General features: G+C 60.1%; 17 protein-coding genes. 7 read left to right on the top strand and 10 right to left on the bottom strand.

Annotated features, from left to right (window positions below; all coding sequences use genetic code 11):
* Positions 1-9 precede the first annotated feature (9 nt).
* Both HU762_RS00315 and HU762_RS00310 read left to right on the top strand, forming a co-directional pair.
* Positions 10-2,793, top strand: coding sequence for a cation-transporting P-type ATPase (locus tag HU762_RS00315; RefSeq protein WP_186631322.1), 2,784 nt, complete (start codon positions 10-12; stop codon positions 2,791-2,793).
* A gap of 48 nt (positions 2,794-2,841) precedes the next feature.
* The gene (locus tag HU762_RS00310) at positions 2,842-3,276 is read left to right on the top strand and encodes a universal stress protein (protein ID WP_186631319.1); all 435 of its coding nucleotides are present in this window, start codon (positions 2,842-2,844) and stop codon (positions 3,274-3,276) included.
* Positions 3,277-3,426: 150 nt separating this feature from the next.
* Here HU762_RS00310 and HU762_RS00305 read toward each other — a convergent pair whose 3' ends face one another.
* A complete protein-coding gene (locus HU762_RS00305; protein WP_186631316.1) occupies positions 3,427-4,860 on the bottom strand; it encodes an HD domain-containing phosphohydrolase in 1,434 nt (477 codons plus the stop codon).
* Between the two features lie 114 nt (positions 4,861-4,974).
* On the opposite strand from HU762_RS00305, the gene HU762_RS00300 reads away from it, so the two are divergent.
* Positions 4,975-5,736, top strand: a complete 762-nt coding sequence (locus tag HU762_RS00300) for an alpha/beta hydrolase (protein ID WP_186631313.1) — start codon at positions 4,975-4,977, stop codon at positions 5,734-5,736.
* A gap of 165 nt (positions 5,737-5,901) precedes the next feature.
* The gene (locus HU762_RS00295; RefSeq protein WP_238340319.1) at positions 5,902-7,461 is read left to right on the top strand and encodes a GMC family oxidoreductase N-terminal domain-containing protein; all 1,560 of its coding nucleotides are present in this window, start codon (positions 5,902-5,904) and stop codon (positions 7,459-7,461) included.
* Positions 7,462-7,464: 3 nt separating this feature from the next.
* On the opposite strand, the gene HU762_RS00290 is transcribed toward HU762_RS00295, so the two are convergent.
* On the bottom strand, positions 7,465-8,391 hold the full coding sequence (locus HU762_RS00290; RefSeq protein ID WP_186631310.1) for a LysR substrate-binding domain-containing protein: 927 nt from the start codon (positions 8,389-8,391) through the stop codon (positions 7,465-7,467).
* 116 nt (positions 8,392-8,507) lie between these two features.
* Between HU762_RS00290 and HU762_RS00285 the strand changes: the two genes are divergently transcribed.
* On the top strand, positions 8,508-9,284 hold the full coding sequence (locus HU762_RS00285) for an SDR family oxidoreductase (RefSeq protein ID WP_186631307.1): 777 nt from the start codon (positions 8,508-8,510) through the stop codon (positions 9,282-9,284).
* 10 nt (positions 9,285-9,294) lie between these two features.
* On the opposite strand, the gene HU762_RS00280 is transcribed toward HU762_RS00285, so the two are convergent.
* From HU762_RS00280 to HU762_RS00255, 6 genes are all read right to left on the bottom strand, one after another.
* Positions 9,295-9,594, bottom strand: a complete 300-nt coding sequence (locus HU762_RS00280) for a hypothetical protein (RefSeq protein WP_186631304.1) — start codon at positions 9,592-9,594, stop codon at positions 9,295-9,297.
* 136 nt (positions 9,595-9,730) lie between these two features.
* Positions 9,731-10,111, bottom strand: coding sequence for a hypothetical protein (locus HU762_RS00275; protein ID WP_186631301.1), 381 nt, complete (start codon positions 10,109-10,111; stop codon positions 9,731-9,733).
* An 85-nt stretch (positions 10,112-10,196) separates the two neighbouring features.
* Positions 10,197-11,849 (bottom strand): RopAA-2, encoded by a 1,653-nt coding sequence (locus HU762_RS00270; protein ID WP_186631298.1) that lies wholly within the window; start codon positions 11,847-11,849, stop codon positions 10,197-10,199.
* 217 nt (positions 11,850-12,066) lie between these two features.
* Complete coding sequence (locus tag HU762_RS00265; RefSeq protein WP_186631295.1) at positions 12,067-13,719, bottom strand: N,N-dimethylformamidase beta subunit family domain-containing protein; 1,653 nt, start codon at positions 13,717-13,719, stop codon at positions 12,067-12,069.
* Between the two features lie 52 nt (positions 13,720-13,771).
* Entirely contained in the window at positions 13,772-15,097 is a 1,326-nt protein-coding gene (locus HU762_RS00260; protein ID WP_186631292.1) for an MFS transporter, read from the bottom strand.
* 49 nt (positions 15,098-15,146) lie between these two features.
* Positions 15,147-16,397: an MFS transporter gene (locus HU762_RS00255; protein WP_186631289.1), complete on the bottom strand. Its 1,251-nt coding sequence runs from the start codon at positions 16,395-16,397 to the stop codon at positions 15,147-15,149.
* A gap of 100 nt (positions 16,398-16,497) precedes the next feature.
* Here HU762_RS00255 and HU762_RS00250 point away from each other — a divergent pair, with 100 nt between their 5' ends.
* A complete protein-coding gene (locus HU762_RS00250) occupies positions 16,498-17,460 on the top strand; it encodes an AraC family transcriptional regulator (protein ID WP_186631286.1) in 963 nt (320 codons plus the stop codon).
* Positions 17,461-17,674: 214 nt separating this feature from the next.
* Here HU762_RS00250 and HU762_RS00245 read toward each other — a convergent pair whose 3' ends face one another.
* Both HU762_RS00245 and HU762_RS00240 read right to left on the bottom strand, forming a co-directional pair.
* Positions 17,675-18,784 (bottom strand): serine hydrolase, encoded by a 1,110-nt coding sequence (locus tag HU762_RS00245; RefSeq protein ID WP_346656811.1) that lies wholly within the window; start codon positions 18,782-18,784, stop codon positions 17,675-17,677.
* Positions 18,785-19,076: 292 nt separating this feature from the next.
* On the bottom strand, positions 19,077-20,063 hold the full coding sequence (locus HU762_RS00240) for an AraC family transcriptional regulator (RefSeq protein ID WP_238340318.1): 987 nt from the start codon (positions 20,061-20,063) through the stop codon (positions 19,077-19,079).
* 311 nt (positions 20,064-20,374) lie between these two features.
* Between HU762_RS00240 and HU762_RS00235 the strand changes: the two genes are divergently transcribed.
* Entirely contained in the window at positions 20,375-22,345 is a 1,971-nt protein-coding gene (locus HU762_RS00235; protein ID WP_238340317.1) for a TonB-dependent receptor, read from the top strand.
* The last annotated feature ends 12 nt before the right edge of the window (positions 22,346-22,357 follow it).

Raw genomic sequence — 22,357 nt, 5'->3', positions numbered from 1 at the left:
AATTGCTCGATGAAGCCCACTGACACCCCATCAACCACCCCACTCCGTCCGCAGGCCTGGTACAACCTGCCGGCGGAACAGGTTCTCAAACGCCTGGGGGTCAGTGAGCAAGTCGGGTTGAGCGTTGCCGATGTCCAGACCCGACTGGCCCAGGCCGGCCCCAACTGTCTCCCCGAGTCACCCCGGCGCCCGACGTGGCTACGCTTTGCGCTGCAGTTCCACAACATCTTGATTTATGTGCTTCTGGGATCGGCGGCCATCACCGCCCTGCTGCAGCACCTCTGGGATACGGTAGTGATTCTCGCGGTAGTGCTGGCAAACGCCCTTATTGGCTATATCCAGGAAGGCAAGGCTGAACAAGCCATGGACGCCATCCGCCAGATGCTGGCACCGCGGGCAGCAGTGATTCGCGGCGGCGAACGCTTGAGTGTCGCGGGCGAGGCGCTGGTGCCGGGCGATATCGTTCTGCTGGAAGCCGGCGACAAAGTCCCAGCGGACCTGCGCCTGCTGCACGCAAACAGGCTGCAGATCCAGGAAGCCCTGCTGACCGGAGAGTCCGCTCCCGTAGAAAAACACACCGAACCGGCGGGAAGTGAAGCGGCCCTGGGTGATCGGGCGTGCATGGCGTTCAGCGGCACGCTGGTCACCTGCGGACAAGCCACCGGCGTCGTGGTGGCCACCGGTCCTTTAGCCGAGATCGGGCGAATCAGTCATCTGCTGTCAGGTGTGGAGACATTGACCACGCCACTGGTCCAGCAAATGAACGTCGTTGCCCGCTGGCTGACCTTATTGATTCTGGCTGTCGCCGGTTTGTTGCTGGTTTATGGACATTTCGTCGTGCATTACGCGTTCACCGAAATGTTCATGGTCGTGGTGGGCATGTCGGTCGCTGCCATTCCCGAAGGGTTGCCCGCGGTCCTCACCATTACCCTGGCCGTCGGGGTGCGAGCAATGGCCCGACGCAACGCCATCGTCCGGCGCCTGCCCGCCATCGAGACCCTGGGCTCGGTCTCCGTCATCTGCACGGACAAAACCGGCACCCTGACCCGCAACGAGATGATGGTGGCGTCGGTCGTCATCAGTGACCTCACATTCACGGTAGATGGCGCGGGCTATCAACCCGCTGGGAACGTCAATCTCGAGAATCAGTTGATCGACACCGCCAATCATTCGACCTTGGCCGAGCTCGGGCGAGCGGCAGCCCTGTGCAACGATGCAGCATTAAGACAACACCAAAGCACATGGATCGTTGAAGGCGACCCGATGGAGGGCGCGCTGCTGGTATTTGCCGCCAAGGCTGGAATCGACCGCGACGAAGAGCGACGCACCTGGGCACGCACCGATGCGATTCCGTTCGATGCCAAGCACCGCTTCATGGCAACGTTGCATCACAACCATGAGCGACACGCTACGATTTACGTCAAGGGCGCGCCTGAGCAGGTGCTGTCGATGTGCACGCAACAACGCATCGATACAGCCGCAACGGGCCGGCTCGATACCCACTATTGGCTTGACCAGGCGAATGCCATCAGCCGCAACGGCCAGAGGGTGTTGGCGTTCGCAACCCGGGCGGTGGCACCCGAACAGGCGCTGTTGGAGTTCTCCGATGTGCAGGGTTCGCTGACCTTGCTTGGCATGGTGGGCATGATCGATCCGCCTCGCCCGGAAACCGTGGAGGCGGTCAAGCAATGCCAGGCGGCGGGTATCGGGGTCAAAATGATCACGGGTGATCACCCTGGCACCGCCGCCGCGATCGGGCAACAGATCGGCTTGCAGAACCCCAACCGGGTCCTGACCGGCCTCGACTTGGACGCCATGGACGACGCCGTGCTGAAAGAAACGTTGAAAGACGTGAATATTTTCGCCCGCACCAGCCCCGAACATAAACTCAGGCTGGTGATGTTGCTGCAGTCGAACGGCATGACCGTGGCAATGACCGGCGACGGTGTCAACGACGCACCAGCACTCAAGCGTGCAGACGCCGGCATCGCCATGGGCAATAAAGGCAGTGAAGCGGCAAAGGAAGCCGCGGATCTAGTCCTGGCCGATGACAACTTCGCCTCCATCGTTGCCGCGGTTCGCGAAGGCCGGACCGTCTATGACAACATCAAGAAAGTGTTGAGCTGGACATTGCCGACCAACGCAGGCGAAACCATGACGATCATCGTCGCGCTGTTGTTTGGCCTTACGTTACCCGTGACGGCCATCCAGATTCTATGGATCAACCTGATCACCGCGATAACCCTCGGTATCGCACTGGCTTTCGAGCCAACCGAAGAAAACACCATGCGCAGGCCTCCGCGTGCCAGGCATGAGCCGCTGATCAGCGGCGCCCTGATCTGGCATATGGTGCTTGTTTCTATTCTTTTCCTTTGCGGCGTCTACGGCATCTTTGCCTATGCGCTCGATCGCGGTTACCCCGTGGAGCTGGCTCGCACTCTGGCGGTCAATACCCTGGTCGTGATGGGAATCTTTCACCTGTTTTTCATACGTAATCTCTACGGCACGTCCCTGACCTGGGAGGCCGTTCGAGGCACCCCGGTCGTGTGGCTGACAGTCGCTGCGGTGACTTTCGCGCAGTTCGCCATCACCTATGCGCCGCCGTTGCAAAAGGTGTTTGATACCCAGTCGGTACCGTTGCTCGATGGTCTGCTCATCATCGGGATTGGTCTGGCACTCTTTGTGATCATCGAGATTGAAAAACAGATTCGACTGCGCCTGTTCAGTTTCCACCGCAGTTCGCTGTACCGCGACGAAGCGCAAGATCCCTGCGATAAGGCTGCGGGACGTTAATCAGAAAAGCAGTTCAGCCTCGCCCCCGTCATTCAGGAGCTCTAAAAAATGCATAAAGTACTGATTGCTGCCGATGGTTCAGAACATTCGGAACGCGCCGTGCGCTACCTGATCGGGCTGATCCTGGACGGCGGATTGCTCGCAGGCAACGTAGAAGTTCATCTGGTGAATGTGCAGACGCTCTTATCGGCTCGCGTCGCACAAGGAATGAGTCGTGATGAGCTGGACCGTTACTACCTTGAAAAAAGTACCCTGGCTTCACGCAGAGCGATTGATTTGCTGAAGAATGAAGGCATCGCATTCACTTTCCATGCGTTACAGGGCGACGCCGCAAGCAGAATCGTAGCCTGTTCCCAATCGTTAGGCTGTGACAGCATCTTCTTGGGGTCCCAAGGCAACGGTGTCTTGGAAGGGATCTTTTTAGGCTCTGTTGCGGCTAAAGTGACCCAGCTCTCCAGCATCCCGATTACCTTGGTTAAATAGATGCACTCAACACGGGCGACAGGGCCAAGCGTTGAGCCCCGCCAGTATCAGCCACCGCTAGTCCACTTTGCGGGGCCTGCTCGTATTTGATACGCAGCTAAAATCACCCGCCGAGGTCAAATGATTGATCACAACTTATTCGACCTGACCTTAAATCAACCCTAGCGTCAGGGCTTTGAGGGTCGCCGCGGCACGGGTGGTACATTGAAGTTTACGGAACACGTTTTCCACGTGGGTGCGGACCGTGCTCGGACTGATGCCCAACTGACGCGCCACTTCCTTGTTGCTTCCTCCTGTGCTGATGCACCGTAGAATTTCGGTTTCACGCTCGGAAAGCAGGCCACCGCTTGGCCTGCAGGCAGCCATTACCGTGTCCCCGCGCGCCGCCGCGATGACCGCCTGGCAGGCTCGTCGGTCAAAGCGTCCCTGGTCCGCCTCGTCCAGCAACAAGCGGGCGGCATCGTCCTGACTCAAGGACGGCCGCCACGGTCGCTCGCTCAGTAACGCTTGCCAAGCCAGGGCGGCGGCCAGCAAGCGATGTTCGCTTTGCAGTGCGTCACCGTTGAGGCTGCGAAAGTAACCACTGCCGTCCAGTCGCTCGTAGGCGTGGGCCGCTATCTGGCCCGACACGGCCAACGCCGATATCTGGCTACAGGCTCGCGATGTCCAGTAAGGCACCAACCGCACCTGCTCAAGATCGCCTTCCAATAACGCACCCGGGGTATTCCAGACTCGATTGGGCACCGCTGCGCGGCCAAGTCCATGGATCAGCGCCGCTTGGCCGAGGTTGTCTACTGATGCCTCTGACAACCCCGAAAGCCTGGCGGCCTCCTGGACCAGCTCCGAAGAACGTCGCGAATACCCCGACAGCCACGGCAACTTGAGATCGATCACATCGCCGATAAGGGTCAATGGCACCGATGGTGCGGTTTGCCGCGAAGCAGCCACATCTGGCGTGCGCAATTGAGCGAGCCAGTCTTCGGCGTGTTGCAGCATTTCGGCGGCGAGCGCTGCTGGATAGCGTCGATCACGCTTGCTGGCGATCCACTGCAACGCCACTTCCAGGCCGTGACTGCGGGACAGGATTTCCAGATCACCGGCGAGCAACACTTGATAAACCACCTCCGGCACCCGTGGATGACGCAGGCCTGACGGCCTTCCTTCGCCGTCGTATTGCTCAAACACATGACGCAGCCCGTGTTCGACTTCGGTCCTCAAGCCCAATGTATGCGCGATATCACCGGACACCTCGCAATGAATCTGCGCCAGCGGCGTGGACCTGCGCATCGCTCGCTGGCCCGCCGCACTGAGGGTATGCGTCAGCATCGCGTTGCGGCCCTCGACATCATCGCCCAGCAGCTGGGTGAAACCCTGCGCATTGGCGGTGCACCCTGACCAGCGCAACAAGGCCACCTGGCGTCCGATCTCGGTGTGCTCGCCAGCGCCATTGCACGCTTGCGCGAGCATTTGCACCAATCGGGCGGTGCGGCGCGACTGATCGAACGGCTGACCCATGCTCAGGTCGCCCACCATGGACAACGCCAGGATGGCGTCTTCCAATTCGATACAGTCACCTGCCGACATGTCGTTTCCTCCGGGCATCCGATTGAACATTGTTGATGGCCTCGGATAAATGACCGATACCTCAGCCGCCGAGTATCGCTGAAACTGCGCTCACCCCATACAGGAGATCGCATCATGTTCAAACCCAAGGCCCTTGCCCTCTCACTCGCCATGACCTGTTCATTGTTCGGCGGCGCGGTCCATGCCGCGGCGCAGCAACCTTCTGTCGTCATCGTCCATGGCGCTTTCGCCGACGGATCCGACTGGGGCAAGGTCGTCCCGCTGCTGCAGGCGGAAGGTATCAAGGTCACCGTAGTACAAAATCCGTTGACCTCGCTGGCGGACGATGTCGCCGCCACACAGCGTGTGCTGAACAACCAGGAGAACGACGTCGTATTGGTTGGCCACTCCTGGGGCGGCACCGTCATCAGCGAGGCTGGCACCGACAAGAAAGTACGCAGCCTGGTGTACGTCGCCGCGTTCGCTCCGGATGCCGGTCAAGCCAGCAAAGACCTGGGCAAGGACTACCCTGCCCCGTCCGGCGTGAAAGACATCGCCGCCGACAAAAATGGTTTCCTGTACATGACCGCCGAGGGCATGGCCACCGGTTTTGCCCAGGATCTTTCCCCAGAGCAAACCGCGGTGATGGCGGCGACGCAAGGGCCGATCCGAGCCTCGGCCTTCGATGACAAAACCAGCGCCGCCGCCTGGAAAGGCAAGCCAACCTGGTACGTCGTGGCCAAGGAGGACCGGATGATCCAGCCTGATCTGCAACGCGCTTTTGCCAAGAAGATCGGTGCCAAGGTCACTGAAATCGATGCCAGCCACGTGCCACAACAATCTCGCGCGGCAGATGTCGCAAAAGTCATCATCCAGGCGGTTCAGAAGAGCCAGTAGTTCCAGGCCCCTTCTGCGCTGAGATCGAAGGAAGTGCTGCTGCGCCCCAATGGATTGCCACCAGTTTCAGGACAGGTTGGCCGGAAGCTGGGATGCAACACACTTCCCTCGCAGCAGTCATCGCACCAGGCGATGCAATACCACACCGTCCAAGGAAACCCTTCCATGCCTATGAATTGCGAACAGAAAAAGCACCCGTTCGATTTTATCGTCTGTGGCGCGGGAACCGCCGGTTCCGTCGTGGCCGGACGGCTGGCCGAGAATCCGGAGGTCGAGGTATTGCTCATCGAGGCCGGAGGCAGCGATGACCACCCTCACGTGCTGGAGCCGGGGAACTGGCCCCTGAACCTTGGCACCGAGCGCGATTGGAACTTCATGGGTGCCGCAAACCCTCATCTCAACGACAGGAAAATCCCGCTGAATATGGGCCGTGGGTTGGGCGGCGGGTCCAGCGTCAATGTCATGTTGTGGGCCCGCGGCCATAAAAACGACTGGGAAGATTTCGCCGCGCACAGTGGAGATCCTGCGTGGAGCTACGCATCGGTCCTGAAGATCTATCAACGCGTGGAAGACTATTGGGGCATCTGCGACTCAGTCCGTCGCGGCAAGGGCGGACCGGTTCATGTCGCACCAGTGCGAAACGCCCAACCGATTGCGAACGCCATGATCAGTGCGGCTGCCGGAATGGGTATACCTGTTTTTGACAACCCGAACGGCGCCATGATGGAAGGCCGCGGAGGTGCGGCGCTGAACGATCTCATCGTCAAGGATGGCCGGCGTAATTCCATCTACCGCGCCTACGTCGCTCCACGCTGTGGCCAGCCCAACCTCACGGTCCTGACTGATACGCTGGTCAGTCGCGTGCTATTCAAGGACCAACGCGTCATCGGCGTGGAAACCATAAACAATGGGCAGACCGAGTGCTTTTACGCCAATCACGAAGTCGTTCTTTCCCTGGGGGCGATCAACACGCCTAAGGTCCTGATGCAATCCGGAGTGGGGCCGGAGGAAGAATTGCAGCGCCATGGCATTCCAGTCGTCCAGCATCTCCCCGGCGTTGGCGCCAATCATCAAGATCACGTGTCCTTTGCGGTTATTTTCGAATACACGACACCACAACCGGTGGGTTATGGCGGCTCGGAGGCAACCCTCTACTGGAGCAGCGAGAGTGCTTTGCATCTCCCCGACATGTTCCACTGCCAGGTCGAGTTTCCAGTGCCCAGCGCAGAGACCGCGTCACTCGGCGTTCCTGCACATGGCTGGACAATGTTCGCCGGCCTTGCCCACCCGGAAAGTCGCGGACAGGTCACGCTCAGCGGCCCAAATGTGACTGATGCCCCCATCATTCAACCCAACACGCTGTCGCATCCCACCGATCGGCGCAACGCGCTGGAAAACATCCGTTTTGTCCAGGAACTGGGCGCGCAGGCCCCCTTCAAGGGCTTGGTAAAAAATGAAAGCCTGCCTGGAAAACTGAACACCCAATCGCTCGAACACTACGCACGCAACGCTGCCGTTACCTACTGGCACCAATGCGGTACGGCAAAAATGGGCCAGGACGCGATGTCCGTGGTTGATGGTCAACTGCGCGTCTACGGAATCCAGGGCGTGCGCATTGCCGATGCTTCCATCATGCCCCATGTCACGAGCGGCAATACGATGGCCCCGTGCGTGGTGATCGGCGAACGGGCCGTGGAGGCTATACGAGCCACTTACAACCTATGAGCTTCATACAGGCGCCCGAAGGCTCTCGTTGCCAACCAGATTGGCACGGGCCAAGTCGGTAAACGCCTTGAGCGCTGCCGAAGGGTTGCGCCGGTTCGGGTAATACAAACACAAGTTGTCTCGCGCCGGCGTCCAATCCTCCAGCACCCGTTCAAACTCTCCGTTCTCGATTTCGACTTGAACGTCCTGTTCCATGAAAAAACCCAGAGCCACGGCTGCCCCAACGACCGCCTTGGCAAGGCCAGGCTCGTCCAGCGTGAACTGCCCATTCACATCCAACCTGATGACCTCCCCGTCGCGTTCCAGATGCCACGGATAAATGGCTCCGTTGGGTAGGCGGATCCGTAAGCACTGATGAGTGAGTAGATCGGCTGGAGTGCGAGGCTGGCCGTGCACCTCAAAGTACGCTGGCGAGCCCACGATGGCGTAACGTTGCGGCCGGCCCAGCGGGACGACAATCATATCGCTGGGTACCAGATTGGCCGACCGCACGCCGAGGTCGAAGCCGTCAGCAACGATATCCACCAGACGCCCTTCGGTAACCAGATCGATGTGCACCTTCGGGTAACGCCGCGAAAACTCCAGGATCAGCGGCATCAGGGTCGTACGAGCGGCACTTGCAAATGCATTGATGCGCAAGATTCCCGAAGGTCCGACATTGTGCGAGCGCACCGCCTCGAGTGCCGCGCGAACATCCTGTAGCGCCGGCCCGACTTGCTCCATGTACATCCTGCCGGCCTCGGTGAGCGACACGCTGCGTGTCGTGCGATTGAACAGCCGCGTTTCAAGGTTCGACTCCACCTTGGCGATGGTATTGCTCAACGCAGTCGTCGAAACACTCAAGTCGATAGCGGCTTGTCGAAACGAGGCCCGACGCGCCACGGCTGTCACCGCCTCCAACTCGTTAAGCCCTACACGAAGATCCGGCATTTGATTGTCCTGCTTATCGGGATTAGCCATTACGTTTATGCCAGTTGAGCAAACTATCCCGTCAGGGGCAAGATCGCCGGGTGTCATCAATTCATCATCAGAGAGGAGATTACGCCATGAATCTTGATTTGAAAGGCAAGCGCATTCTGGTTACCGGCGGCACCAAGGGCGTCGGCAAAGCGGTGGTTGAGCTGCTGCTCGACGAAGGCGCAAAAGTCCTGACCTCGGCTCGCCAGGCAAACATCGAGATGCCGCCAGACTTGTGCGTTCCGGCTGATTTATCCACCCGGGAGGGTTGTGAGACGTTGGTGGCCGCGACCAAGCGAATATTAGGAGACGTCGACATCATCATCCACGTACTGGGTGGGTCATCGGCACCGGGTGGTGGCTTTGCTGCACTGGACGAGGACCACTGGCAACGCGAGCTCGATCTGAACCTGCTTCCAGCCGTACGTATCGATCGCGCCTTGGTGCCAGGCATGCTCGAACGAAACGAGGGCGTCATCATTCACGTGACCTCCATTCAGAACCGACTGCCGCTGCCCGAAGCAACCACCGCTTACGCGGCTGCCAAGGCTGCGCTTTCGACTTACAGCAAAAGCCTGTCGAAAGAGGTCTCGCCAAAAGGAGTACGTGTCGTCCGGGTATCGCCGGGATGGGTTGAAACCGAGGCGTCGGTCGCCTTGGCCGAGCGCCTGGCGAAAGAAGCAGGTACCGACTATGAAGGTGGCAAACAGATGATCATGAACGCGTTAAGCGGTATTCCACTCGGCCGGCCCTCGAAACCTGTGGAAGTGGCGAACCTCATTGCCTTCCTGGCTTCGCCTCGCGCGGCATCCATCACGGGCAGCGAATTTGTCATTGATGGCGGCACCATCCCAACGGCTTCATAAGAGGCAGCGACTATTGATGGGTGTCCGCCTCCTCAGCCGGATAAAACTCGCCCTCCTTCCCCATCTCTTTCAGCCGTTCGCGAGCGATCCGCTCAACGCTGGCCACGGCGGCCTGATCGTCAAGGTTGACCCACTGCAAGCACAGGCTTCGAACATTCTGGTCGTGGGTGCCCTCGCTCATCATTTCGTGGGTGAAGACTTGGGCGCCACGCCATAGGCAGAGCTGGGTATGAGTCCCGCCGAGCCATATTTCGTTGAATGATCTCAGGTCAGTGGTGGCCAATTGATCCACCGTGATTGTCTTATCCATTGCGCTGTACCTTACCAATCAGCAGATACAGGTAGACTTACAAGCACAGCGGGTCGTTCCCCAGCAGCATCGAGACAAGGGATGCATGTGTTCGTCTCGGCAATTGCGCGCCGCGTGCCCACCGCGTCGGTCTGCATCAGCTAGCGGCGAGCCGCCGATAGATGGCGCGCGCGCCCCAAGACAGCATCACTGCCGGGATCGAAAGCAAAGCGCAATACAAAATACCGACTGCCAGTAGCGGCCCCGCGCCAGATGCCATCATCACACACGGAATCTGCCCGAACATTACGATGGGACCTGCCACCCATCCGCGCTTTTGAAACAGCAGACCCAGCGTCAATGTCAGCGCCAGGGACGCAGGATATAGAACAGCCCAATAACATTGTGCGTCCCAGGGCTCATTCACTCCGGACGACCATGACGCCGCCAGCCAAAAGCTCACACTGGTGACGCAAGCAACGATCGTCGCCAGCCACATACTTTTCAATGACGTCCTCTCTTTCAAGTTGTACTGCATTACGGCGTCGTGGCCCTTGAACGCGCTGGCAATGTCCGATCCCTGGACATTAAGGAAAGACTAAAATGAGCGGCGAGGAAAGCTGCTACACAATATCGCCATCATCCTGGGCAGGCGGACGCGCGGGCGCTGAGGACGATGGTTGCGCCTGCGTGGCCGCGAGCGGCTGCATGGGGGTGCTCTGACCCTGAACGGCTTGGCTTTGGGAGGTGGCCGCGGCGCGTTGCCTCAGGGCTCCAACGCTTTTGTCCCAAGCCGATTGGGAGGAGGAACCAATGGCGCTAGCAACACTAATGATTCCATCCCCTGTCGCTTGAGCTGCATTTTTTGTGTGGTGGGTCGCTGAAACAGCTGTCTCTTTGGCTAACCTGGCGCCGGTGAGCGATGTCTTGACTGCCAACTCACCTCCCTTGACTGCCACCCTGCCAGCTGCATCTGCGGTCCCTTCTACGGCTTTTGGTACATGGGCATCGACAGCAGCAATGGCTTTTTTCGGCACTGATCCACCTAACGAGGCGCCCGCTGCCCACAGCCCGAACGCCACGGTACCCAATACGTTTTTTACAGCCTCCGAGGCTGCCGTAGCGGCCATTTTTCCCAACTCATGGGACTTCGCCAGGTTGGCTGTGGCGGTTGTAGCCGCGCCCATTGCAGAAAAACCGCCAATCAGCAGACCATTTCCTACCACACTGACCGGATCCACTATCTCTTTCAAGGCATCGCCGCTGATGACCGCATTCAGAGCCGTAGCCGCGCCTTCGCCCAGCCGCGCGGAGACCATCTTGACCAGGGCAGTGGCATTGAGATCCTTTAAAGTCTGGAAGTCATCCAGCCATTCGGTATCTTGATCAATAGGCTTATGGGGCTGCCCTTGCGGTACGGCATCCCGACGACCATAGAGCATTGCAGGGTCAGCTAAATGGTTCGTGCGATCGCGGCTGACATTGTAATGCTCAATTGCTATACCCACAATGATAGCCGTGACCGGCCGTAGGGCCGGTTGCAGGATTGCATCCAGGTTCTCTTTGCCAGCCGCCGTCATGGCAAGCGTTGACGCGTACATTGCTGTATTTCGTACGGCAAACCCGGTAAGCCATTTATTGGCTTCGTCGAAAGCATTGCGCAGTGGACCTTTATCCAGCGCCAGCAGCTTTTCCGCCACTGATGCTTGAAGCGACGGGTGCAGCGTATCGCTCTCGGGTTTAAGGTAATAACCAGGCTTGAGGCCCGCGATCGTCTTGTTACCGGCAGCATCCGCCATACCGGCATACAAGCATGACATAGCGTTCTCTATCGCCGCTTGGCGTACTGTATTGCCATGCTTGCCTGCTACCTGGAGGATGGATGGCTTGAAATTACCTGCCTCGGTCAGCGCCGCAAAGGGCGTCCCCCCCATCCCTGACTTTATTGACGCAAACAATCTGTCGGCCCTGGCTGCGTTTTTTTCCGCCTTCTCCATGTCATGGACGTTATAGCCCCCTGCCTCTAACCGTTGAGCGCGGTCATCGCGAATCGCGTTCAGCTCCGCGTTGCGAGCGCTTGAGGCAGAGACAGCGGGTTGATCGGAACCAGCCTCTGTTTCAAGGTGAGCCTCGAAATGGTTTTCAAGCCGCGTTCTCATCGCTGCCCCTGTAGAACTGAGGCTCGGCGAGCGAGAGGTCTGTTGCGTTGTTTCCTGCTGTATCTCATCAGGTACACGAGTCAGCTCGCGGCTTGCACCTACATTAAGCGTATCCATGGCACTGTTCTCTTAGTGATCGATAGATAGAAGAATGCAAATGCCTCCGGTATGAGCGGCGACATCCTTACGCTTGAGTGGCCGTGCCGGAAAAAGCGTTCCAAATGACCTGATAAAAACGAGAACCAAGGGGCTACTTCGCCGAACCGGCCAGCCAGTGTGGGCAGGACGTCTTTATCGAAAATTCTCAAGAGTTGCGAGAGCGTGCTTTGACGGCCTACGGACTGCGCAAGAAACGATCGAGCACGTTTTTTGTGATCATCTCGGTGTAGATGTCTGCCTGCATAAGCCCGTGTACCCATTCGCACGTGGCGGCGGTAAAGACCTCACCTCGACCTTTATGGAAGTGCACCACCATGCCGGCCCCGCGACTATGCAAATCGATACTGGCCTCGCTAAGGTTGGGCGCCAGGATGGAAGCACGGAACCGCGCATCGCCATCGCCGAGCATGAATGAATAGGCATCCTCGGATCGGCCGTGTTCGGCATTGGTCGCCCAGCCCATCGCGAGGATTTGCAATCCGCAGGGCGCACCGTCTGTGCCGAGCGGTTCTGGGAGACCGTTAACAAACGTGTACTCCAGGCCATCCACCTCATAGCCAAAGATGTTGGCTTCGTCTCCGAACATATCCGCGTAGCCCAGGCCCGTGCCCATGAAGGCCCAGTGCTGAGGCCTGAAGACTGTATACCCGCGAGGATTGCGCGGAGCCATTCCTCCAAAGCCGCCGTATATCCCCCGCAATGCATTGACCCCAAACGTCCTCGCCCCGGGGTGATCCACCCGCGGATCTTCCCAGGCGCCGGTTTGCCGACGAGGGTCGGTCGCCGCGACCGGATCAAGCGCGCCGGCATCGTACTTGTAGGCGACCTGCCGTTGCCCCTCCTCCTCCAAGCGGACCTGCCACATGAAATTGCCAGCGAAGCGCGCGACCTTGCCGCCCTCCTCGACAAAGAAATCGACATGGTCGCGCATTTCCCGCGTCCAGTACTCGTCGTGCCCTGCAAAGACCGCGCAGCGGTAGCCCTCAAGCGCATGCGGGTCGTGATGCAAATCGTCCTGGGTCAGGATGTCGACCGTGTAGCCTTGCTGTTCGGCCCAAACCACAAACGGTCTTTCGTAGGAGGCCCACCCCGCCAGCGCGTAGTACTTGGCGTAGCCGTTAAGGGAGGCCCATTCGATGAACTCGTGACGCGCCGGCCCGGGCTTGCGTTGCCGGGTCGCGTTGACAGAACGTGGCGCATCCTCGGGCAGCCAGACTTGCCCCCGCGCCCAAGGGCGTTGTGCCGACAGCAACGGCGCGCGGCCGCGCGGCGTCCCGGGGTGGAGACCGAAGTAGTGATTAGCGCCGCCCCAGTCGTTATAAGCGGCCCAGGTCGATGTGGCTGCGACAAGCACCAAGGCATCGGCGCGCTTGTGCGCCGTCTTGACGATGAACAGGTGATGCCCGAGCACGCTTTCAGCGCTATCGCGTACTTCCACTACATAGCCACCCGGCTCGGCATCAGCCGGGATTGACCAATGCCAGAATACCGGCCATTGGCACCCCTGCTCATAGGCACGTTCGGGCACCGGATGGAATCGAGCGTCAAGGCTGTCGGTTTCATGCAACGTGCGAGCGATGGCTCCATCACGATAGATCCTGAGTCTCACTTGCGGGCGATTCGAAGACAGATACAGGCACACCGAATCGCCCGGGCTGTAGGAGCGGCGATCCGAGTAGCACCAAGCGGCCGCCGAGCCCGACTCGGAAGGCACTTCGACCCAGGTCTCGCGCGCGGCCTGACGTGGCCCCGAAGTCTGGCTGACCGTCACGCCGGCGCCCGGTCGTTCACCGCGTGCAGTGGTTTGTTCAAGGTCTGTTGAGTTCATTGAATTGCACTCCTTGGGTCGGCTGATGCTGCGGATCGACAAGCCAACTGATTTAGTCCTGAGAGGCCAACGAAGACCGTGAGCCAGCCGCCAGTCGAGCACCGGGTGCCTGGATGTGCGCAAGATCGATGCCCGCCGTTTCGTCGATAAGAAAACCTGCCAGGACGGTGACCAGACCCAACCCCATGACATAGCAGACATACAGATAGCCAAGGTCGGCGCCGTCAAGATAGCTGTGTAGATACGGAGCGGTACCGCCAAAGATCGCCACCGACACCGACGATACCAACCCAACGCCTTGCGCCCGCGCCTGGGTTGGCACCTGCTCGGACAGCACTGCGGGAAATATCGCCGCGATCAGAGACCAGGCGCCTAGCCCCAGGACCTGGGCCAGGAAGAGCGTGTAGGGCTCAGTGGTCACCATTACCGAGATGGGATAGGTCAGCACGATCACGCCCAAGCCCCAGGCTATGACCATGGGCTTGCGACCTACACGATCGGACAACATTCCACAGATCGGCAACCAGCACACACAGAGGATTTGCGCGATGAGGCTGGCCACGTAGGCACCCGTCGCGTCCATGCCCTGGGCGATTGCCGTCGAAGCGCCGAACGTGACCCACGCGTAGTAGGTGACATTGGCGGCCGCTGCGAGCATGACGATGTTGCGCGCGACGCGCAGCATCTCGCCCCTGGACAATTTACGCGACGGTCGAGCCTGGCCCTGCTGCTCTACGAACACGTGAGACTCCTGCGCGCCGCGGCGCAAAAACAGCGCATAGACCCCGAGCACTCCACCGATGGCGAAGCCGATCCGCCAGCCGTAGTCACTCATGGCCTGCGCGCCCAGCAGCCAGGTCAGCATCGCTGCCACCGCCGTCGCCGCCATCACCCCGAGCGTCACCCCGACGTAGACCGAACTGGACCATAGGCCACGGTGTTTGCTTGGGGCGATCTCGGCGACATAGGTGTAGGAAACGCCTGTTTCACCGCCATGTGCGAGCCCCTGCACAAGCCGGAAAAACAACAGCGCGACCGAGGCATACAGGCCAATGCTCTGGTAGTCAGGAATCATCGCGATGCCGAGGCTGCTGATCGCCAGTAACAACATCGTGGTCACCATAATGGTCCGGCGCCCCAATCGGTCGCTCAGCCGGCCAAACAGCCATCCACCGATGGGACGCGCGACAAACCCCACCGCAAACACGGCAAGGGTTGCGAGCATCGCCGAGCGGGCATCGGCCTTGTCGAACAGATTGCGTGCCAGGTACACCGAAAAAGTTGCATACAGCGTCCAGTCGAACCACTCCAGCGCATTGCCTATACCTGCCGCGCGCAAGGATCTCAGGCGTCCTTGGTGAGACGTCGCATTGTTCATGTTGTATCTCCGGGTTACGGACAGAATCGGGGCGGCTTGGGGAGCCGGATCAAAGGTGCAGCGCCGGCCTGGCCTGGGCACTGCCATGGGCAGAAGGGACCCTCACACGCAGTGCAATCAGCAACGCGGCGAGCAGCATCAGCACGGCCGCCGCTACGAATACACCAGCGCTGCCCCCGAGGCTGAACATCGCACCGCCAGCGGCTGCGCCTGTTGCGATGGCCGACTGCACAGACGCCACCACCATGCCCCCGGCGCTTTCCGCCTGGTCAGGGACCGCGCTGGCGACCCAGTTCGACCACGCCACCGGCACACCACCAAAGGCCAGGCCCCAGACCGCCAGCAGAACGGCCTGCCCTGGCACCGAGGCCGGCAACAGGACCAACGCCAGTGCCGCAACGCCCACCAGCGCCGGCATCAACACCAGGGTGGCCAGCGGGTGACGGGGAAGCAGCCACCCGGCCAGCAGCGTGCCGACAAAGTTGGCCACACCAAACCCCAGCAGCATCAGCGACAGCCCTTGCGGGCCGATGCCGGTCGTACCTTCGAGGAACGGTCGAATATAAGTGAACATCGCAAAGTGGCCGCTGTGCACCAGCACACAGCCGAACATACCCATGGCAATGCCTGGACGCTGCAACACCTCGAGGACGGTGCGCAGGCGTGCCGGCCTGCGCGGCGCAAGGCGCGGCAGGGTGAGCGACTGGAAAGCCAGGGTCACCACCCCTACCGCCGCCGCGGCAAAGAATGCGCTGCGCCAGCCGTATAGTCCGCCCAGGTAGCTGCCCAGCGGGACCGCAACCACCGTCCCGATAGCAATGCCGCTGAAAATAATCGAGAGCGCTCGGGGCAACAACGCACCGGGTACCAAGCGCATCGCCACCGCTGCCGCCATGCTCCAGAACCCGCCAAGGGCGATTCCCAGCAAGACACGCATTAACAAAAGCACCGCGAAACTGGAGGAAACGGCGACCAAAAGATTGGAGGCGATCATCAACGTGGAAAAACCCAGCAGCACCCAGCGGCGGTCGACACTGCGGGTCAAGCCTGGCACTAACAGGCCAGCGAACAGTGCCACCACTGCTGTCACCGTTACCGCCTGGCCAGCCAGCGCTTCGGACACACCCATATCGGTGGCCATCGGCGTCAACAGGCTCGCCGGAAGGTACTCTGCGGTCAGCAATCCGAACACGCCCATTGCCAACGAGAACACGGCCATCCACGCGGGCGTTGCAGGCTCTACATCCAGCCCGGCGCCGGGACGGCTGTCGGGTACGGCATTACACACAAGGTCAGTCATTGCACGGATCTCCAATCTGAATGGCGACCCGCAGTCTAGGCGCGAGGATCTGGATGATCTATGATCGAAAACCTCTATTTTTTGACTGAAACACCTAACGATGCCGACAGATCAGTTTGCTCTCTCCTCGGAACTCATCAACGAGTTGTTGCGCGGCATGCGCCTGCGTGGCGTCGAGTACCGGCGTATCCAAGCCGGTCCAGCCTTCGGCCTGGGCTTCGCTGCCAAACCTGGGCATGCCTGGTTCCACTTCCTGGCGGTCGGCGATGCGGTGCTGCGGATGGAAGACGGGACGACGTATGCGCTGTCTGCCGGTAACGCCGTATTCATCTCCCATGGTGCGGCCCATCAGTTGCTTTCCCATACGGACGCGGCTGTTCAGGACATCGACCGTTTGGACGGCGCGCCCCTCGGTGAAACCGTCAGCGCGGTGGATACCGGAACCGATGCCAGCCCAACGCCTGCCACCATTTTGTTCAGTGGTTGCATGGAGTTTGAATTGGGCAGTATCCATGGCCTGGGCAGCCTGATGCCGGGCCTGATGCTGATCGATGCCGGCGGCCAGCGTTACCCCGGACTGGTGCCTATCCTGACCACCATGGAGCGCGAGGTCAGTGCCGCACGTGTCGGCTTCGCCGGCATCCTCGCGCGACTGGCCGACGTGGTGGCCGCCATGGTCGTTCGCGGTTGGGTGGAGTGCGCCTGCGGTAATGCCTCTGGCCTGGTCGCCGCATTGCGCGATCCACGCTTGGCAAATGCGCTTCTCGCGCTCCATCAACAACCGGGACGCGACTGGACCGTTGCGCAGCTGGCGGAGCAATGCAATACCTCGCGCTCAGTCTTCGCGGACCGTTTCCAGATGACGATTGGGATGGCCCCGCTGCGCTACGTCACGCAATTGCGGATGCGGCTGGCGAGCCAGTGGTTGACGCTCGAAAGACTGCCGATTGAAGAAGTGGCGCAGCGCTTGGGCTACACCTCCCAGGCTGCTTTCAGTCGCGCATTCAAGCGTATTACAGGCAAGACGCCTGGATTGAGTCGTCAGTCAGGCCTGCGGTATTAGTCGCGATTGCGGTACTGGGCGGTACCCACTCGTACCTGCCGGCTTCGCGCAACGACCGTTTCCGCGATGTTTATATTGCCATTATGGGAGGCCGGATCGGGGGGTTTTCCATGGCTGAACTTCCAGTGCAATGACCTCAGGACAGATCATTTAGCCATGCCCCATCACCGCCCCTCGCCTCGTGTCGACCGCCGTATTCATCCAACGCGCGAATCTACTTCAACGCAGCCACCACGGCATCGAAGAATACCATCGGGTCGATCGGCTCTTTATCAACCGGCTTGGGCTGGGCCCCGAAGGTGACAATTACCACGTTATTGGCCGGGTTGATGTAGATGTTCTGGCCCTGGATACCGACCGCCGCGTAGGCACCGTCTTTCACCGACGGCTCGGTCCACGCCGTCCACCACATGTAACCGTAGTCCAGCGACTTGCCGCCTTTGAGGGTGGTCGGCAGCGTCGCCTCCTTGACCCAGCCTTCAGGCAGGATCGACGTGCCATTGATCTTGCCGCCGTTCATGAAAAACAGCCCGAAGCGTCCATAATCGCGCAGCGTGGCGCTGATACCGCTGCCACCGATTTCCACGCCGCCAGGCGAATCGAGCCACCACCGGGCGTCACTCTCCATACCGAACGGCTGCCAGATCTTCTGCGATAAATAATCGGCCAGCGGCATTTTCACAGCGCCACGGACGATCTCTCCGAGTACCTGCGTTTCGCCAGTGCTGTAAGTGTTGGCCGTGCCGGGCTCGGCCGCTCGCGGCAAACTCGCCATCAAGGCCATTGCCGAACCCGGTTTCTGCGCTATCTGCGCTTTGAGTAGCGCGCGACGATCGGACGCCGGATCGGTGTAGGTCTCGTTCCACTTCACGCCCGAAGACATCATCAGCACGTCGCGCACGGTCACGCCTTCGTAGGCGCTGCCCTTAAGCTGCGGAACGTAATCCACCACTTGCGCATCAAGGCCCTTGATAAGGCCGTCTTTGATCGCTGCAGCCGCCAGCGTCGAGGTGATGGACTTGGCTATCGACATCGACATCCACCGAGTTTTCTCGGTGTTGCCTCGCTGGTAGGTCTCGAACACGACCTTGCCGTCCTTGAGCACGAGCATCGCCGTGATGCTGTCCAGTGCGACGAAGTCATACAGGTCGTACTTTTTGTCCCCGACAGTGAAGCGAACGTTGGGCAACTGTTTGTCTGATTTCGGCAGCGCATACGGGTGATCGCCGGCTTTAATCCTGTGGGTGGGAAACAGCCGGTCGATGTTGCGGTAGGTACTGACCGCCAGATCGGGGAGCATGGCGCCGTCATAGATCTGCTCCACGGTGCCAATCGGTTCCTGAGCGTGGGGATAGTCCTCAGCCCATGCGCCCGGGGTGATACCCGCAGCGAGCAGACCGAGCGAGAGAAGCAGCGAACGACCAGGCGCAGCCGCAGACGCACGAAAAATAGCGGATGAGTGCATAACCTATCCTTATTTTGTTTTGCTATTCACGCACGTTATGACACGCGCCCGCTTGAACCATAGCCTACTCAATGGAATCACGCCCGAGCTGAAGGACGGTGCTGTTTGCGTCTCGTCTAAGCACAGAGGTCAGTTGGCGTGGTGGTCATGGCTACTTTGCCGAGATCGATAACTTGCCTCTGCCGCCATGTTTGAGAAGCGAGGGATTGATCCCGAACTGTTTGCGGAAAGCCGTGGCGAAATGGCTGGCATTGGCGTAGCCAAGGTCCGACGCGATTCTCATCACCGACTCTTCTCCGTGCAACAATCGACTTCGGGCCTGGATCATCCGCGCTTGCTGGAAGACGCCGTAGACGCTGTTCAAGAACAATTGGCGAAACCCGCGCGTGAGCTTTGGCTGGCTCATCCCGGACTCGCGAGCGAGTTCTGAAAGACTTGGCGCCTTGCCAAGATCGGCGAGCAGGCGTTCACGCGCCCGAAGCAAGCGTTGGCGATCAATGTGGCTGACACGGCAGGTGCAATCGACATTGTGGCGCGCCTCCAGGAAAAGGCTGACCAGGGTTACGCTTTGACCATACAACCAAAGGCCGCTTCGGGGTTGGCTTGTCGGTGAGCCAGGGCCCTGGTCCATTGCCGTGCATAACAGATGCGCGGTCGCGCTCATTTCGCCACTGCGGTGCCCTCCAAGAAAACAATGATCGCAAGCCAGGGCCTTGTTCAGCAGCGGATCGAGCTTCAACTCCCACTGAGCCAACACCTCGGGACGGATCATCACCGTGATGTTGTCGATCTCCCCATGCTGGTGATAAAGACCGTGGCGACGATGGCCGTAGCTGATGCAGCCGGCGCCTTCGTCGATCACGTAGCGACGTTGCCGGCGCCCCTCTCGAAAGCTGCAGGCGGCCTTGCCCTTGAGCAGGTTGGTGAAACTGAAATGAATACATTCGCTGTCGTCCTGCAAAGGTAATTCGATCGGTTGCTCGAATTTGCTTTGCCAACGCACGATGTCGAGACCGTCCTGCAGGTTCATGCGCGTGACCCGACAGTGCGCCCCAGGTCCGAGACCACTTCCATATTCTCCCGTGATGATTCGCGAGACCGGCATCGGCTCTCCTGCGCCTCCTTGAACGACTGACATCGTGAATCTCCTGGTTGACCGGATACGGCTCGAATCAGATCACATTGGGGTAGATCTATGCAATTGATAATTATTAGCATCTGGCGCGTTTCCCAAGCTGCGCCAATTCGTTGCAGGCAACGTAACGCGCATTGATCAGAATCCTCGCTTAAGGACCTACAATGTCTGCACGACGCAACACGACGGCTATCCGTGGATCTTGCTACAAGTGTAATACTATAACAATAATTTTAACTTGGACATTGGCCAGTCCGGTACTCGCCGCCACTGACGAGACCTTTGAATTACCCGTCTCGACGGTGACCGCGCGCATGGAGCAGGAAGACCCGCGAAACCTGCCCATCAGCCTCAGCGTGATCAGTGGCGAGCAACTGCGTACCCAGCGGCTCGACACGCTGGAAAGCGCCCTGCGCAATACGTCCGGGGTCAACGTCAATTCTTCCGGCGGCCCGAATGACTTCAACGTGCTGATCCGAGGTGTCGGCTCGCTGTACCAGATGTCGATGGATGACAGCTCGGTGGCATTCAACATCGACGGTGTTCCGGTCGCCTCGCGCAGCCTCGGCTTCGGCACCCTGGATATCGATCGCATCGAGGTGCTCAAGGGGCCCCAGGGCACGATGTCCGGTGCGATTGGCCAGGCGGGCGCGGTGAACATCACCACCCGCCAGCCGACCCGCGAACCGGAAGGTTATGTACGCGGCGAGGTGGGTCAGGAGGGCCAGTTCCTCAGCGAAGGGGCCATCGGCGGACCGATCAGCGACAGCCTCAGTGGTCGCCTGGCGGTGCGCCGTGCCGGCTATGAGAGCTGGATCGACAACGACCGGACCAACGATCCCATCACCAAGCCACGCAACGAGGCTTATCGCGCCAGCCTGCTCTGGGACCTCGACGATGACACCCATGTGCTGTTCAGCGCCGAACGCCAGAAAACCGAACGCGCCACCAACTCGTTGGTGCTGCGTCCTTATGGCAGCGACCCCAGCCTGGACCTGTCGCCCGGTCTGTTCGATGACAATTACAAGACCACCGAGCGCTACACCGTCAAGGTCGATCATGACTTCGCCAACAGTCGCCTGACGTCGACAACCGCCACCTCCACCGCCGATTTCGAAGGCCTGGTCGCCTACGACAGCAAACTGATGGGCGCCCTGTATGGCACGCCCAGCGAGTACTGGGCGGTGGACAAATCTTTCGAGCGCAGCTGGAGCCAGGACCTGCACTTGAGCTCGCTGCCCGACGCCGACACGTTCTGGATCGCCGGCCTTGCCGCCAGCCGCAACGAGCGCAGCTACGACACGCCGCGCAATACCTATGGCACCGCCGATGCCAGGTTTCGCGACTTCACCACCACCACGTACGCCGGCTACGGCGAAATCACCTTCCCGCTCACCGAGCGCCTGAAGCTCACCACCGGCTATCGCCATTCCTGGGATCGCAAGACCTACGACGGCCAATACTTCGCTGGCGCCAGCGCCGTGGACGATTCACGCAAGCTGACCGACCACTACGGCACTGGCCGCGTAGCCCTGAGCTATGCGCTCACCCCGCAAACCAACGTCTACGTGCAATTGGCGCGAGGCTATAAATCCGGCGGTTTCAATGACTATGCGGCGCAGGTCAGCGACAGCGAGCCCTACAAGGCCGCTGTCAGCCGAGCCGCCGAACTGGGCTTCAAAAGTGAAACCGAAGATCGCCGTGGCAGCCTGAACGGTGCGCTGTTCTACACCCGCGTGCACGACGACCACCTGCTGGGCTACAACGCCGCAACCTTCGCCACCAACGCGTTCAATGCCGATACCCGCACCCGCGGCGCCGAACTGGAAGGCACCTGGCACTTCGACCATGACCTGACTGTCGCGGCCAGCGTCACCTACCTCGACGCCAAGATCACCAGCGCCGTGCACGGCATCCAGGCCGGTGATGTCGCGGCGGGCAACCGTACCCCGGATGTGCCGCGCTGGAGCGGCAACCTCAACATCGGTTGGCGGCACCCGTTGGGCACCTTCGCCAGCCTGGGCGAAACCACCCTGAACACCAGCCTCAATTACCGCCTGGTGGGCGAACGCGCCGCCGATCCGCAGAACCATTTCAACCTGGACAACTACGAGAAACTCGACCTGCGCGCAGGTCTGGAAAGCCGCTTTGGCGAAGTCTATGCCTTCGCCGACAACCTGCTGAACCAGACCTACGACACCTACGGCTTCTACAGTGACCCGGTGGCCTACGGTGCGCCGGCGCGGCGGCGCACCTTGGGGGTCGGCTACACCTATCAGTTCTAACCTGCCCTTTTC

Origin of the sequence: Pseudomonas sp. SWRI92 (assembly GCF_014268685.1) — a bacterium.
Classification (GTDB): Bacteria; Pseudomonadota; Gammaproteobacteria; order Pseudomonadales; family Pseudomonadaceae; genus Aquipseudomonas; species Aquipseudomonas marvdashtae.
This window is presented reverse-complemented; position numbering and strand designations above follow the sequence as displayed.

What these genes read in the sequence shown, in the direction of transcription:
- HU762_RS00240 (WP_238340318.1), bottom strand. Translation starts at nt 20,063, where the DNA reads ATGTCAGTCGTTCAAGGAGGCGCAGGAGAGCCGATGCCGGTCTCGCGA.
- HU762_RS00270 (WP_186631298.1), bottom strand. Translation starts at nt 11,849, where the DNA reads ATGGATACGCTTAATGTAGGTGCAAGCCGCGAGCTGACTCGTGTACCT.
- HU762_RS00290 (WP_186631310.1), bottom strand. Translation starts at nt 8,391, where the DNA reads ATGCCGGATCTTCGTGTAGGGCTTAACGAGTTGGAGGCGGTGACAGCC.
- HU762_RS00285 (WP_186631307.1), top strand. Translation starts at nt 8,508, where the DNA reads ATGAATCTTGATTTGAAAGGCAAGCGCATTCTGGTTACCGGCGGCACC.
- HU762_RS00275 (WP_186631301.1), bottom strand. Translation starts at nt 10,111, where the DNA reads ATGCAGTACAACTTGAAAGAGAGGACGTCATTGAAAAGTATGTGGCTG.
- HU762_RS00255 (WP_186631289.1), bottom strand. Translation starts at nt 16,397, where the DNA reads ATGACTGACCTTGTGTGTAATGCCGTACCCGACAGCCGTCCCGGCGCC.
- HU762_RS00250 (WP_186631286.1), top strand. Translation starts at nt 16,498, where the DNA reads ATGCCGACAGATCAGTTTGCTCTCTCCTCGGAACTCATCAACGAGTTG.
- HU762_RS00260 (WP_186631292.1), bottom strand. Translation starts at nt 15,097, where the DNA reads ATGAACAATGCGACGTCTCACCAAGGACGCCTGAGATCCTTGCGCGCG.
- HU762_RS00315 (WP_186631322.1), top strand. Translation starts at nt 10, where the DNA reads ATGAAGCCCACTGACACCCCATCAACCACCCCACTCCGTCCGCAGGCC.
- HU762_RS00295 (WP_238340319.1), top strand. Translation starts at nt 5,902, where the DNA reads ATGCCTATGAATTGCGAACAGAAAAAGCACCCGTTCGATTTTATCGTC.
- HU762_RS00305 (WP_186631316.1), bottom strand. Translation starts at nt 4,860, where the DNA reads ATGTCGGCAGGTGACTGTATCGAATTGGAAGACGCCATCCTGGCGTTG.
- HU762_RS00280 (WP_186631304.1), bottom strand. Translation starts at nt 9,594, where the DNA reads ATGGATAAGACAATCACGGTGGATCAATTGGCCACCACTGACCTGAGA.
- HU762_RS00235 (WP_238340317.1), top strand. Translation starts at nt 20,375, where the DNA reads ATGGAGCAGGAAGACCCGCGAAACCTGCCCATCAGCCTCAGCGTGATC.
- HU762_RS00310 (WP_186631319.1), top strand. Translation starts at nt 2,842, where the DNA reads ATGCATAAAGTACTGATTGCTGCCGATGGTTCAGAACATTCGGAACGC.
- HU762_RS00265 (WP_186631295.1), bottom strand. Translation starts at nt 13,719, where the DNA reads ATGAACTCAACAGACCTTGAACAAACCACTGCACGCGGTGAACGACCG.
- HU762_RS00300 (WP_186631313.1), top strand. Translation starts at nt 4,975, where the DNA reads ATGTTCAAACCCAAGGCCCTTGCCCTCTCACTCGCCATGACCTGTTCA.